This window comes from Frigoribacterium sp. AP1 (genome assembly GCF_056680555.1).
The window spans coordinates 1,410,756-1,424,206 of the sequence record NZ_CM155288.1 but is presented as its reverse complement, the minus strand read 5'-3'; the positions used below and the strand labels follow the sequence as shown (position 1 = coordinate 1,424,206).

13 protein-coding genes are annotated in these 13,451 nt (G+C 65.6%); 11 read left to right on the top strand and 2 right to left on the bottom strand.

Going from position 1 to position 13,451, the window contains the following annotated elements; all coding sequences use genetic code 11:
* From AC1MBW_RS06795 to dnaB, 10 genes are all read left to right on the top strand, one after another.
* Positions 1 to 576, top strand: coding sequence for a single-stranded DNA-binding protein (locus tag AC1MBW_RS06795; protein WP_043595325.1), 576 nt, complete (start codon positions 1 to 3; stop codon positions 574 to 576).
* Between the two features lie 50 nt (positions 577 to 626).
* Positions 627 to 887 carry a 30S ribosomal protein S18 gene (gene rpsR, locus AC1MBW_RS06790; RefSeq protein ID WP_043595327.1) on the top strand — a complete coding sequence of 87 codons (261 nt, stop codon included), beginning with the start codon at positions 627 to 629 and terminating at the stop codon, positions 885 to 887.
* 14 nt (positions 888 to 901) lie between these two features.
* Positions 902 to 1,354: a 50S ribosomal protein L9 gene (rplI, locus tag AC1MBW_RS06785; protein ID WP_054145730.1), complete on the top strand. Its 453-nt coding sequence runs from the start codon at positions 902 to 904 to the stop codon at positions 1,352 to 1,354.
* Between the two features lie 552 nt (positions 1,355 to 1,906).
* The gene (locus tag AC1MBW_RS06780; RefSeq protein ID WP_480025923.1) at positions 1,907 to 3,043 is read left to right on the top strand and encodes a LacI family DNA-binding transcriptional regulator; all 1,137 of its coding nucleotides are present in this window, start codon (positions 1,907 to 1,909) and stop codon (positions 3,041 to 3,043) included.
* A gap of 3 nt (positions 3,044 to 3,046) precedes the next feature.
* Complete coding sequence (locus AC1MBW_RS06775) at positions 3,047 to 4,564, top strand: sugar ABC transporter ATP-binding protein (RefSeq protein WP_480025922.1); 1,518 nt, start codon at positions 3,047 to 3,049, stop codon at positions 4,562 to 4,564.
* Between the two features lie 31 nt (positions 4,565 to 4,595).
* Positions 4,596 to 5,567: an ABC transporter permease gene (locus tag AC1MBW_RS06770; RefSeq protein WP_043595333.1), complete on the top strand. Its 972-nt coding sequence runs from the start codon at positions 4,596 to 4,598 to the stop codon at positions 5,565 to 5,567.
* A 195-nt stretch (positions 5,568 to 5,762) separates the two neighbouring features.
* The gene (locus AC1MBW_RS06765) at positions 5,763 to 6,713 is read left to right on the top strand and encodes a substrate-binding domain-containing protein (RefSeq protein ID WP_480025921.1); all 951 of its coding nucleotides are present in this window, start codon (positions 5,763 to 5,765) and stop codon (positions 6,711 to 6,713) included.
* Positions 6,710 to 7,708, top strand: a complete 999-nt coding sequence (locus AC1MBW_RS06760) for a ribokinase (RefSeq protein ID WP_480025920.1) — start codon at positions 6,710 to 6,712, stop codon at positions 7,706 to 7,708. The genes AC1MBW_RS06765 and AC1MBW_RS06760 overlap by 4 nt, the downstream gene beginning before the upstream one ends.
* Entirely contained in the window at positions 7,705 to 8,088 is a 384-nt protein-coding gene (rbsD, locus tag AC1MBW_RS06755; protein ID WP_480025919.1) for a D-ribose pyranase, read from the top strand. Before AC1MBW_RS06760 ends, rbsD begins: the two co-directional genes overlap by 4 nt.
* Before the next feature lie 580 nt (positions 8,089 to 8,668).
* The gene (gene dnaB / locus AC1MBW_RS06750; protein ID WP_480025918.1) at positions 8,669 to 10,057 is read left to right on the top strand and encodes a replicative DNA helicase; all 1,389 of its coding nucleotides are present in this window, start codon (positions 8,669 to 8,671) and stop codon (positions 10,055 to 10,057) included.
* Positions 10,058 to 10,330: 273 nt separating this feature from the next.
* Here dnaB and AC1MBW_RS06745 read toward each other — a convergent pair whose 3' ends face one another.
* Together AC1MBW_RS06745 and AC1MBW_RS06740 are read right to left on the bottom strand one after the other, a co-directional pair.
* Positions 10,331 to 10,786, bottom strand: a complete 456-nt coding sequence (locus tag AC1MBW_RS06745; protein ID WP_480025917.1) for a hypothetical protein — start codon at positions 10,784 to 10,786, stop codon at positions 10,331 to 10,333.
* A gap of 5 nt (positions 10,787 to 10,791) precedes the next feature.
* The gene (locus AC1MBW_RS06740; protein ID WP_480025916.1) at positions 10,792 to 11,508 is read right to left on the bottom strand and encodes a DUF3800 domain-containing protein; all 717 of its coding nucleotides are present in this window, start codon (positions 11,506 to 11,508) and stop codon (positions 10,792 to 10,794) included.
* Between the two features lie 978 nt (positions 11,509 to 12,486).
* Here AC1MBW_RS06740 and AC1MBW_RS06735 point away from each other — a divergent pair.
* A complete protein-coding gene (locus tag AC1MBW_RS06735) occupies positions 12,487 to 13,395 on the top strand; it encodes a hypothetical protein (RefSeq protein ID WP_480025915.1) in 909 nt (302 codons plus the stop codon).
* Positions 13,396 to 13,451: the final 56 nt, after the last annotated feature.

Below are 13,451 nucleotides of genomic sequence, written 5' to 3'. Positions count from 1 at the left end.
ATGGCTGGCGAGACCGTCATCACAGTGGTGGGAAACCTCACCAGTGACCCCGAGCTGCGCTACACGCAGAACGGGCTCGCGGTCGCGAACTTCACCATCGCGTCGACCCCCCGCACGTTCGACCGCGCGTCGAACGAGTGGAAGGACGGCGAGGCGCTCTTCCTCCGTGCCAGCGTGTGGCGCGAGTTCGGCGAGCACGTGGCCAGCAGCCTCACCAAGGGCAGCCGGGTCATCGCTCAGGGCCGACTCAAGCAGCGCTCGTACGAGACCAAAGAGGGCGAGAAGCGCACCAGCATGGAGCTCGAGATCGACGAGATCGGCCCCTCGCTGCGTTACGCGACCGCTCAGGTGACGCGCGCCGCGTCGTCCCGCGACGGCGCTGCCGGTGGCGGCTCCTTCGGGGGCGGCAACGGCGGTGGCAACCGTGGTGGCCAGCCGGCTCAGGTCGGCGGCGGTCAGGCGCAAGAGCCGTGGGGTCAGCCCGCCGGCGGCCAGCAGGGTGGCAACACCTCTGGCGGCGACGTGTGGAACACCCCCGGTGGCAACGGCACCTACAACGACGAGACGCCCTTCTAAGCGTCGCCGTTCCCTTTTAGTACTTCTTCATTCATCGAAAGTAGAAACCAATGGCTGGAAAGAGCAGCGGCGACCGCCGCAAGCCCCTCCGCGGCAAGGGTGGCAAGAACGCCGCTCCCGCGAAGTCGATCCGCGTCGGTGTCATCGACTACAAAGACGTCGCGACCCTGCGCAAGTTCATCTCGGAGCGTGGAAAGATCCGCGCCCGTCGCATCACCGGCGTCTCCGTCCAGGAGCAGCGCCTCATCGCCCGTGCCGTGAAGAACGCCCGTGAGATGGCGCTCCTCCCCTACGCCGGCTCCGGCCGCTGATCGGAAGGACCACCATGTCGAAGGTAATCCTGACCCACGAGGTCTCCGGCCTCGGTTCCGCCGGTGACGTCGTCGACGTCAAGAACGGCTACGCCCGCAACTACCTGGTGCCCCAGGGCTTCGCCGTGGCGTGGAGCCGCGGTGGCGAGAAGCAGGTCGCTCAGATCCGTACGGCCCGCGAGACCCGCGAGCTCAAGACGATCGAAGAGGCCCACGACCTCAAGCAGCGCCTCGAGGCCCAGAAGATCCGTCTCACGGTGAAGACCGGTGCCGACGGTCGTCTGTTCGGCTCGGTTCGCCCGGGCGACGTCGCTGACGCGGTCAACGCCCAGGGCGTCGCGACGATCGACAAGCGCAAGGTCGAGATCCCCTCGGCCATCAAGGTGACGGGTGAGCACGAAGCCACCCTCCGCCTGCGCGAGGACGTCATCGCGACGATCACGCTGACGGTCGTCTCGGCCAAGTAGCACCCCGGGTGCTCCGGCACCCCGGCGCCTCGGCGCCTGCTGTACGCGAGAGCGGCGGTCCCCTTCGGGGGGCCGCCGCTCTTCTGCGTGCCGGGGGCGGGACGCTCTCGAACCCCGTTCCGTGCGATGAACCACGAAGCGTCGTGGTTCATCGCACGGAACGGGGTTCGTCGTGCATCGACTCGGGCGGGGGGCGAGGAGACGTGGGTGAGGGGGCGCGGGCAGGGGAAGCGGGGGGACGAGGAGGCGCGGGGCGGCTGGGACGGGCACCGCGCCTCCTCGCCGGGTCGGCCCCGTGTCGCGATGCACCCGGTTTCGAACGATGCACCCGGTTGCAACCGGGTGTTCGGTTCGAAATCGGGTTCATGGGCAGGGGTGATGCGATCGGGACGAGGAGGCGCGCGAGGGCTGGGACGGGCACCGCGCCTCCTCGAGGGCTGGCGTTGACAGGAGGGGGCGGCTCGTCTACTGTCGTGGAATCGGTTCCATGGAATCGATTCCATGCAGCGGACACGCCCTGCGACCCGCACCACTACGACGAGGTAGAGCCCGATGAACACCGTGACGATCAGGGACGTGGCGCAGCGCGCCGGCGTCTCGGCCGCGACGGCATCACGCGTCCTGTCGGGCAACCCGGCCACCTCCGCCGAGTCGAGGGCCCAGGTCGAGCAGGCCGTGCGCGAGCTCGACTTCCGCCCGAACGCCCAGGCCCGGGCGCTGCGCTCGACCCGCTCCGACACCGTCGGCCTGCTCGTGTCCGACGTCCGCAACCCGTTCTTCGCCGATCTCGCCCACACCATCGAGCAGTCGCTGCTCGAGCTCGGCTACGTCACCCTCCTCGGCAACGCCAACGAGAACCGCGAGCAGCAGGACCGCTACCTCGACACCCTCATCTCGCGTCGCGTGGACGGCGTCATCGTCGCCCCGCAGGGCACCGACTCGGCCAGCATCGTCTCGCTGCTCGCCCGCGAGGTGCCGACGGTGTTCGTCGACCGCACGATCCCCGGCGTCGACGTTCCGAGCGTGACGACCGACAGCGTCCCCGGCATCCGCGCCGCCGTGCAGCACCTCGTCGACCTCGGCCACGAGCGCGTCGGCTACGTCGCGGGCCCGCAGAGCGTGTCCACTGGGCGCGAGCGACTCGAGGCGTGGACCGCCGCTGCCGCCGAGCTGGGCCTCAGCACCGACCCCGACCTGGTCTACGTCGGCGACTTCCAGTCCGCCAGCGGGTCGGCCGCCGTGCACGCCCTGTTCGAGCTCGACGAGCCGCCGACCGCCCTGCTCGCAGCCGACAGCCTCATGGCCGTCGGAGCCATCGCCATGCTCAACCGACTCGGCATGCGCATGGGCACCGACGTCTCGGTCATCGCGTTCGACGACATCGAGTGGTTCTCGCTCCTCGACCCGGCCCTCACCGTCATCGCGCACAGCGTCGAGGAGATGGGCCGCATCGCCGTCCAGCTGCTGCACGAGGTCATCGACGGGCGCACGCCCGACTCCGTCGTGCTGCCCAGCGAACTGATCGTGCGCGAGTCGACGACCCGCGCCTCCGGGGGGACCGCAGGAGGCGCGGGTCGCGGATCCGCGAGCGGCACCTCGGCGACGCGCGAGTCCACCGCGACCCGCGCCTCCTCGTCCCTGACGGACCTGACGGACCCCACCCACCACCGACCCCTCGGCAGGAACTGACCCATGCCCCACTCGATCGACGACGATCGCCCCCTGCTCACGCTCGAGAACGTCAGCAAGTCGTTCGGCCCCGTGCGGGTCATCGACGACGTCACCGTGCACGTCCGGCCCGGCCGCGTGCAGGTGCTGCTCGGCGAGAACGGCGCGGGCAAGTCCACCCTGATCAAGATGATGTCGGGCGTGTACCAGCCCGACGCCGGCCGCGTGCTGGTCGACGGCGAGGCCGTCCACCTGCCGAACACGCACGCCGCCGAGAAGCTCGGCATCGCGACGATCCACCAAGAGCTGAACCTCGTCGCCTCGCTCAGCGTCGCCGAGAACGTGATGATGGGGCGGTTCCCGACCCGCTTCGGACTCGTCGACCGTCGCGAGCTGAAAAAGCGCGCCCGCGCCGCCCTTGACCTGATCGGGCTCGACGTCGACGTCGACCAGAAGGTCGGCGAGCTCGGCATCGCCCGCCAGCAGCTGGTCGAGATCGCGAAGGCGCTGAGCATCGACGCACGCATCCTGATCCTCGACGAGCCGACCGCGGCGCTGACCCGGCACGAGACCGAAATCCTCTTCCGCGTCGTCGAGCAGCTGCGTGCCCGCGGCGTCGGCATGCTGTTCATCAGCCACCACCTCGACGAGATCGCCGAGATCGGCGACACCGTGGCCGTCCTGCGCGACGGTGCGTTCGTCGCCGAGGTGCCCGCGTCGACCGACGAGGACGAGCTCGTCCGCCTGATGGTCGGCCGCGACATCGCGCACCAGTACCCGCGCACCCCCGGCAGCGAGAGCGACTCCCCCGTCGTCCTTCAGGTCGAGGGCCTGACGTCGAAGACCTTCCGCGACGTCTCGTTCGACGTGCGGGCGGGCGAGGTGCTCGGCATCGCCGGGCTCGTCGGCGCCGGTCGCACCGAGGTCGTCCGCGCGATCGCCGGCGTCGACAAGTACGACTCGGGCTCCGTGACCGTGCGCGGCAAGCGCCTCAAGAAGGGCGACGTCGCCGGGGCGATCGCCGCGGGCGTCGGCCACGTGCCGGAGGACCGCAAGGCGCAGGGGCTCGTGCTGGGCGCCTCCGTCAACGACAACCTCGGCTACGCGACGCTCGCCAGCAGCGCGAAGGCCGGCCTGGTCGACTTCGCCGGCCAGCGCGCGAAGGCCGACGAGGTCGCCTCGACCCTGCGGATCCGCATGCGCGACATCGACCAGGAGATCGGCTCGCTGTCGGGTGGCAACCAGCAGAAGGCCGTGTTCGGCCGCTGGATCATCGCCGGTTCGACGGTGCTGCTGCTCGACGAGCCGACCCGCGGCGTCGACGTCGGCGCGAAGGTCGAGATCTACGAGCTGGTGAACCGGATCACCGACGCAGGAGGCGCGGTCGTGATGGTCAGCAGCGAACTGCCCGAGGTGATGGGCATGAGCGACCGCGTCCTCGTGATGCGCGACGGAGTCGTCGCCGGCGAGGTCGCCGCGGCCGACGCCACCCAGGACACGCTGATGACGCTCGCGGCACGCGACGTCCCCCCGACGAACTGACCCGAGAAGCACGGACCCGAGGACGACACCCATGACCACCACCACCGTGAAGGCGCAGCGACGCTCCTTCGACATCAAGACCTTCCTGGCCGCGAACGGAGCCCTCGTCGGGCTCGTCGTGCTGTGCCTGGCCCTCTTCATCGCGACGCCGGACTTCCTGACCGGCCGCAACCTGCTGAACATCGGCATCCAGGTGTCGACCGTCGCCGTGTTGGCGTTCGGCATGACCTTCGTCATCGTCGCGGGCGGCATCGACCTCTCGGTCGGCTCGGTCGCCGCGCTGTCCGCGATGGTCTCGGGCTGGTTCTTCGCCACGGCAGGGCTGCCCGGCGGCCTGGCGCTCGCGCTCGGACTCGGCACGGGCCTCGTGGCCGGCCTGGTCAACGGGTTCGCCAGCGCGTACGGCAAGCTGCCGTCGTTCATCGCGACGCTCGCCATGCTCAGCGTGGCGCGGGGCCTGACCCTCGTCGTCTCGGACGGTCGCCCGATCGCGACTCCCCCGGCCGTGTCGTTCCTCGGTGGCAACATCGGGCCGGTGCCCGTGCCGATCATCGTGCTCGTGCTGGCCGCGATCGTCGCGTCGTTCATCCTCAACCGCACCGTCATCGGCCGGTCGATGTACGCCGTCGGTGGCAACGCCGAGGCCGCGCGCCTCTCGGGCCTGCCGGTCAAGCGCATCGTCGTCACCGTCTTCGGCCTGGCCGGGCTGTTCGCGGCCCTCGCCGGTCTGCTGCTCGCCGGTCGTCTCGACTCGGCCCAGCCGCAGGCGGCCTCGGGCTACGAGCTCGACGCCATCGCTGCGGTCGTCATCGGCGGCGCGAGCCTGGCCGGCGGCGTCGGCCGCATCTCGGGCACCATCATCGGCGCCCTCGTGCTCGTCGTCATCCGCAACGGCCTGAACCTGCTGAACGTCACGTCGTTCTGGCAGCAGGTCGTCATCGGCCTCGTCATCGCCCTCGCCGTCGGCGTCGACGTGCTGCGGCGCAAGACACGCAGCAGCTAGGCAAGCGCGCCGCCAGCCTCAGAGCCGAGGAGGCGCGGTGCGGCCCGGACGGGCGGCGTCGCGTCTCAGCGGAGCGGCGGCAGCTGCGGGGCCCGGCCCTGGGGCTGCGGCGCAGCCCAGGCGACGGGCGCTCACCAGGTGACCCGCGCCTCCTTGTTTTCCTGTTCCAACCACACCCAACCCGAAGGACACACGATGAAGTTGACCTCGTTCCGCAAGGCCGCCACCGTCACGGCGATCGCCGCCCTGGTCGCGACCGGCACCGCCGGCTGCAACCGCACTCCCGCCGGAGAAGCGGACCGCCCCACGGTGGTCCTGTCGCTCAGCACCCTGAACAACCCGTTCTTCGTCGAGCTGCGTGACGGCGCGACCGCCGAGGCGAAGAAGCAGAACGTCGACCTCGAGATCGTCGACGCCCAGAACGACTCGGCCACCCAGGCCAACCAGCTGGCGACCGCGGCCTCGACCGCCGACGCCGTGATCCTCAACGCGGTCGACAGCGACGCCGCCGGCCCCGCCGCGAAGGCGCTCAACGAGGCCGACGTGCCGATCGTCGCCGTCGACCGCGCGGTCAACGGTGCCGACGTGGCCTCGTTCGTCGCGAGCGACAACGTCGCCGGTGGCGAGCAGGCCGCCAAGGCACTCGCCGAGGCGATCGGCGAGAAGGGCGAGGTCATCGTGCTGCAGGGCGTCGCGGGCACCTCGGCCAGCCGCGACCGCGGTGAGGGCTTCACCAAGGGCATCTCGGCCTACCCGGACATCACCGTCGTCGCGCAGCAGACCGCGAACTTCGACCGCGCCACCGCGCTCGACGTGACCACCAACCTGCTGCAGGCGCACCCGAACGCCGTGGGCGTCTTCGCCGAGAACGACGAGATGGGCCTCGGAGCGATCCAGGCGCTCGGCTCGCGCGCCGGCACCGACGTCAAGGTGGCCGCGTTCGACGGCACCGAGGACGGCCTCAAGGCCATCGAGGCCGGTACGCTCTCGAGCACGATCGCGCAGCAGCCCGCCGAGCTCGGCGCCCTCGCGGTCGACCAGGCGGTCAAGGCCGTCAACGGTGGCAGCGGCGACGAGGGCCCCTCGGACCAGGCCGTCGAGGTCATCACCGTCACGAAGGAGAACGTGGGTGACTTCACCGAATGAGTGGTTCTGAATCGCAGGGCGCCGGCGGAGTCGGCGCAGCCGGCACGGTCGTCGTGGTCGGGTCGATCAACGTCGACCAGGTCGTGACCGTCGACCGCCTCCCCCTGCCCGGCGAGACGCTCATCGGCTCGTCGATGACCCTCTCCCCCGGCGGCAAGGGCGCGAACCAGGCCGTCGCCGCCGCCCGTCGCGGCGCCCGAACCGTGATGATCGGTGCGGTCGGCGACGACGGACGTGCCGACGACGCCCTGCCCTACCTCCGCTCGAGCGGTGTCGACGTCAGCGGCGTCGACACCGTCCCCGGGCCCACCGGCCTGGCGATCGTCAGCGTCGGAGGCGACAGCGAGAACACGATCGTCGTCGTCCCCGGCGCGAACGGTGCCGTCGGTGCGGCGGCGGTCGGGTCGCACGCTGCTGCTCTGTCCGAGGCTGCGGTCGTCGTCCTGCAGGGAGAGATCCCCGTGGACGGCATCGCCGCCGCGGTGCAGCACGCCGGAGGGCGCGTGGTGTTCAACCTCGCCCCGGTGATCGACGTGCCGGCGGACGTGGTGAAGGCCGCGGATCCGCTGGTCGTCAACGAGCACGAGGGTCGGCTGCTGCTGGCCGCGTGGGGCGCTTCTGCTTCCGATTCGCAGGCAACGGACGAGGAGGCGCGGGTCGACGACGAGTCGGTCGTCGCCTCCCTGCGCGCCCAGGGAGTCACCTCGGTCGTCATGACCCGCGGTGCCGCCGGCGCGATCGTCTCCGATGCGTCGGGCACCGTGCTGGTGGCCTCGCCTAAGGTGGCGGCCGTCGACTCGTCCGGAGCCGGGGACGCCTTCGTCGGCGCCCTCGCCGCCGGGCTGGCCGCGGGTGCGTCGCTGCTCGAGGCCGCCCAGGACGCCGTGCGCGTCGGGGCGTTCTCGGTGACGGGTGTGGGCACCCAGGCGTCGTACCCGACGCTCGAGGACGAGCTGCCTGCCGCTGCCGCGTCATCGGCTGAGGTCGCCTCGTGAAGCGCGGCGGTCTACTGAACGCCCAGCTGAACCACGCGGTGAGCGGCCTCGGCCACGGCGACCTTGTCGTCGTCGCCGACTGCGGACTCCCCCTGCCTCCCGGAGTCCCCGTGGTGGACCTCGCCGTCGTCCACGGCCTACCCGCCTTCGCCGACGTGCTGGACGCCCTGACCACCGACGTGGTGTTCGAGGCCTGCACGGCCGCGGACGAGAGCCAGGGCCGCCCGGCCGGCGACTGGATCACGTCCCGCTTCGACGACGTGGCCTACGTCTCGCACGACGAGCTCAAGCGGCTCTCGGGTGGGGCGCGCCTCCTCGTCCGGACGGGCGAGGCGACCCCGTACGCCAACGTCGTCCTGCGCTGCGGCGTCCCCTTCTGAGGCACTTGCTCCCCACGAACCCCGTTCCGTGCGATGAACCCCGAAGCTTCGTGGTTCATCGCACGGAACGGGGTTCTTCGTCGTCCGCGACCGAGCAGGAGGCGCGGTGCCGAACTCCGATACCGTCCTGACCAGGCCCTTCCTGGGGCCCGCCTTCGGGGGTTACCAGAACCTGAACGCAGGCTGCGTCGCTACCGGTCCTGAGGCCCCGAAGTCAAATCCCTTGTGCACAAGCAGATGTCAAATCGGATGTCTCAACCCCCGGTTTAGACAATTTTCTCCACACGGGTGTGGAATCACTAAACCCCTGGTCAAACGCCCCTAAACCGACTGAAGTATCTCGTTGTCCACAGCGTGATCCACAGTTCTCCCCAGGGTTGTCCGGCGTTGCTCACCGGTTCTCCCCAGAGTTATCCACAGGTGCATTTGCTGTGGAGAACTCGGTGTCCATAAGGTGTACCCGCGCCCGTCAGGGGTGGATCACGGCGGTTCGGCAGGGGGATGTCGGGGGTCTGTCGTACAACTGCCTTGAGCGTCTTCGGTGCTGCCCCGCACCCACCCGATTCTCGCTGGAGGACCCATGTCGATCGCCCATCTCGGTCTCGCTCCCGATGCGTCGAACAACCGCGATCGCGACCGTGGTGGCCCCGTCAACATGGACCGCGTCCCGCCGCACGACCTGCTCGCCGAGCAGAGCGCGCTGGGGGGCATGCTGCTCAGCAAGGACGCCGTGGCCGACGTCATCGAGACGGTCCGCGGCATGGACTTCTACGTGCCCAAACACGAGGTCATCTACGACGCGATCCTGGGGCTGTACTCGCACGGCGAGCCCACCGACGTCATCACGGTCAGCGACGAGCTGATGAAGTCGGGCGACCTGTCGAGGGCAGGAGGCGCGGAGTACCTCCATACCCTCACCGGCGTCGTGCCCACTGCGGCGAACGCGGGGTACTACGCGTCGATCGTCGCCGAGAAGGCGGTGCTGCGCCGTCTGGTCGAGGCCGGCACGCGCATCGTGCAGATGGGTTACGCGAGCGAGGGCGAGGTCGTCGACCTGGTCAACAACGCGCAGGCCGAGGTCTACAACGTGGCCGGTGGCGTGCAGACCGAAGACTACGTGCCGCTGAACGAGGCGGTGACGGTCGCGATCGACGAGATCGAGGCGGCCAAGGGTCGTGACGGTCAGATGACGGGTGTGCCGACGGGGTTCGCGCAGCTCGACGCGCTGACGAACGGGTTCCACCCGGGTCAGCTGATCATCGTGGCGGCGCGACCGGCGCTCGGTAAGTCGACGTTGGCGCTCGACCTGGCGCGGGCGGCGTCGATCAAGCACGGGCAGGCGTCGGTGTTCTTCTCCCTCGAGATGGGGCGCAGCGAGATCGCGATGCGTCTGATGTCGGCGGAGTCGAGTGTGCCGCTGCAGAACATGCGCAAGGGAACGGTCGACGCGCGTGACTGGACGAACATCGCGCAGGTGCGTGGGCGGATCAACGATGCGCCGTTGTTCATCGACGACTCCCCCAACATGACGTTGGTCGAGATCCGGGCGAAGTGCCGTCGGCTGAAGCAGCAGCACAACCTGAAGCTCGTGGTGATCGACTACCTGCAGCTGATGACGTCGGGCAAGCGGGTCGAGAGCCGTCAGCAAGAGGTGTCGGAGTTCTCGCGTGCTTTGAAGCTGATGGCGAAAGAGCTGCAGGTGCCGGTGATCGCGTTGTCGCAGCTGAACCGTGGTCCCGAGCAGCGTGCCGACAAGAAGCCCGCGATCAGCGACCTGCGTGAGTCCGGTTCGCTCGAGCAGGACGCCGACATGGTCATCCTGCTGCACCGCGAGTCCGCCTACGAGAAGGACAACCCCCGCCAGGGCGAGGCCGACTTCATCGTCGCCAAGCACCGTAACGGCCCGACGGACACCATCACGGTCGCCTTCCACGGCATGTTCTCGCGGTTCGTCGACATGCCTAGTTAGCGGCCGTCCCCGATTCGAGCCTCGAGAAGAAACGCTGTGGTGGGAAGTGCTCCAGAGATACGAGAATCACCTTGGACGAGGTCCTGACAGGCTCTTTCGCTCAAGGTCGAGAATTTTGACAGAAATTCGATCGTGGAATCCTTCTGCTGTGAGCGAGCCAAAGGTGCGTCGTTCAGGTTTGTGATCTAGTCTTAGGGAGAATTCAGCGCCTATCGGCGCTGAATCTATCGAGGCTTCAGGCGCTGAGCCCGCGTATGCGAATCAGCGCCTTTCTCACGCCCGCAACTTAGCTAGACAATCTGATTGACTCCAAGCAGGTGCTTTCATGATTTTTGTATAGCTATTATCAGCGACAAAACATGTGACAAAGCGGCCTCGAAGAGAGCCGGTACGCGTGAGTCCAATACGAAGGACAATTACAAACTCGTCGGCAGCGGCGACCGCTACTAGGCGAGTCGCGTCATGCCTCCCGGCGCTTTTATCCCAGCCCACGAGCCGGGTAGACGTTGGATCTTCGAGAATGCCAGCCATAGAGGCCATCTGCGCCGCCCGGATTGATGAGAACTCGTCCTTGACACCGTTGCGTCGGGTGGACTCGAAGAAGGCGTGGTCAAAGGTCTGTCGGTTGAAGTAGACGGGCATAACCGTACCGCCGCCTAGTGGCATCAATATTGGCTTCTGGCAGTACTTCTCGTAGAAAAATGACCGGTAGTCGGCTTCATTGGTCAAAGACGTCACTGAGGCGCAAGTCCGTTCGACAATTTGATCTTGAACACATTGAATTGCCGCTCGCTTTGGAATGTCGCCGCAATGGGATGGCCAATCCGTTTCTCGATGTGAGTAAGAAGATCAATCTTCGCCTGTGATGAAACGATGGATTTATTGAATTTAGCCTGGACTGCTCCCAAGAGAACATCGCACAATTGGACAATGACGGATTCGCGAGACTCGACCGAGTGAATACTCTCAACACAGGGATTGTCAAACTTACGGTTGAGAACCCTCTCGAGTGTTTGCAATCGACCCAAATCCCTATTGACTTTGGCGTCACAAAAGATCCGCGCTGTACTTCCTTCCACCGTCCAATGGTGCAGAACCTGGTAGTAAAATTTGTAGAAACCGAGTTCAGCGTCGGCCTGATGGAAGCGCGCAAGGTCGAGCTTGTGTGCCTCGATGACTATTGCTCGAAAACGGATGTTTGGGTCCAAGAGCAGAAGATCAACGAGGTCGCGATAGAAGGTCAAGGACTTTGTGCCTACCTTCGTCCACTTCATCTCTCCCCATATTCCGTAGGTTGAACGGAGCTGGGAAACACTTTCCTTGAGAGAGTCTCGTATTTCGGCAGCAAGCCAGACGGAGCCGATTGCGGCGTGAGCCGTAATGGTAGACGTAGGGCCTGCGACAAAAAGTTCTGGCCTGCTCTCATCGCAATAAATTTCGTAGTCGTGCATGGGTGGAGTCTCGATGCAACGCAGTCGGCTTTGACTGCTCCTTGCCGGACACGCTCCCCTCAGGCTTGTGGTGGTGGTTAAGGTGCCGGAGTTCGAAGCCGGCTAAACCTCTTTGCTTCCTCATTTTAGGTGTGCTGTCGAACTATTCTTCTGGGACGCGCGTCACTCTCCGCATTCCGGGCTTCCAATAATTCCAGGCTCCCGACAGAATTCCTTCACCATGACCGCTGTTTGTCCTCAGCTGGTCTTCTCGTAACTCGTGACTTCAGTAGAACCAACAATGGGCACTTCTTGGCCGCGGGTACTGCATTCGCTCATGGTGCATCTATCTGGCCTCAATCTCGAGCGGTCACGGGATTGGCGTCATGAGAATGGAAATGAATTCCAATGGACAAATCAGGACCTGTGTGCCGTGGTGTGCTTCCCAAGCGCGACGGTCGGTCAAAGGAGCCCGTTATCCTTCGCGTTCCATTGGCTAGTCTCTCTCTATGACTGCAAATGTCGCGATAGATGCGTGGGCGCCTCTACCAGGATCTCTTCCCTCAAAAGTCGAGCCGGAAACCATATATGTAGTGCCAACGCATCCTGCAGGCAGCCCAGTCGGTGACAGCTTCCCGGCGTACAAGGAGAATGTTCACTACTTGCCCAAGGCTGGGCGACTAGCAGGAGTGCCTCTCGAGTTCTCCATGCCGGAAGGTTCTCGGCGCTACGTGCAAGAGTTCAGCATTGATCCAGAGACTTGGAGTGTCGCGCTCGCGGGACTAAGTCTGGCCAGTGACTGGCTAATTCTAGCCATTAGTCTTTTCATCGATTCACGGTCAAAGGCTCAGGGGTGGTCACCCGAGCAGGTCAAACAACTTCCACTCAAAGTGTCCTTCGCTGAGACGGATGCATCGGGTCAACTTCGCAAAACTTACACTTTCGAAGGCAGCGGAGACGACGTCATAGCGGCAATTCGTGTAGTTCAAGAGGGCGAAAATGACCACGAAAGAAGCTGTGGTGATTGATAGGGGTATGCGTTTTACAGCGGGAATTATGGACTACGGACCTATTCCTCCTTCCGGCGGTCCAAGTCGAGAGAAGTTTCTCGAAGAGAATGGGCGGGAAGTCCTCCAAGCCTCGCAAGACGCGTACGAGCGGGCGTCTCGCCTCCTCGGCGCACGAAATGCGGATATGCCTCTGAGGAGCCGCCCCACCGTAGTGAACGATGATTCCATTCGTCGGGAGATACAACTTGCTAAGCGAACCGAATGGAAGCAATTTACTGAATCATGTGTGGGCCTTGATCTCGCCGAAATCGAAGCTGCCGTCCGGTCGGCTGAGAAGCTAGCCGTCGAGGCACTGAACTACCTCGAAGACCACGAACTGGCTGAAGATGCGCACGAAGCCATTCATCAAGCGGGATTTCTTCGCGGCGGAATGTTTGGCTGCCTTATCACCCTCCGTGACGGCCAACTTTGGACTACCTGCCCGGTGAGCTTGTCGCATGCCAGGTTTGGATTCTCCCCTGGACTCTCAAGCGAGTTTGATTGCTCTGTTTGCGGCGAATCCGTTGAGGACTGCAACCATGAGCTGGGCAAGTTCTATCCCAAACGCGTAAGCCGAGACATCGAAGGTACTTGCTCGATATGTCTCACCCCTGATTGTGATCACATTGCAGGCGAGATGGTAGGCGTCCAAGCGTCGGCGATTGCGCGAAATGTCGTTGCCAGGGAAGTCTCGATGGTTCGCCGACCCCGCTATCCGCTGGCCCGAATAATCGAAAAGACTCTTAGTCAGTACGAAGACGAGGAACTCGGGTGGATGGTGAAAGTTGCACGCGTTAGTGCCCTGACGTGCGACGTTTGCGTCGGACCTTGCAACGACTTATTTGATCCCTGGTCCTAGCGGGAATTTATAGGCAGAATTTCGACGTGTGGCTGGAAGCGAGCCGAACGACTCCC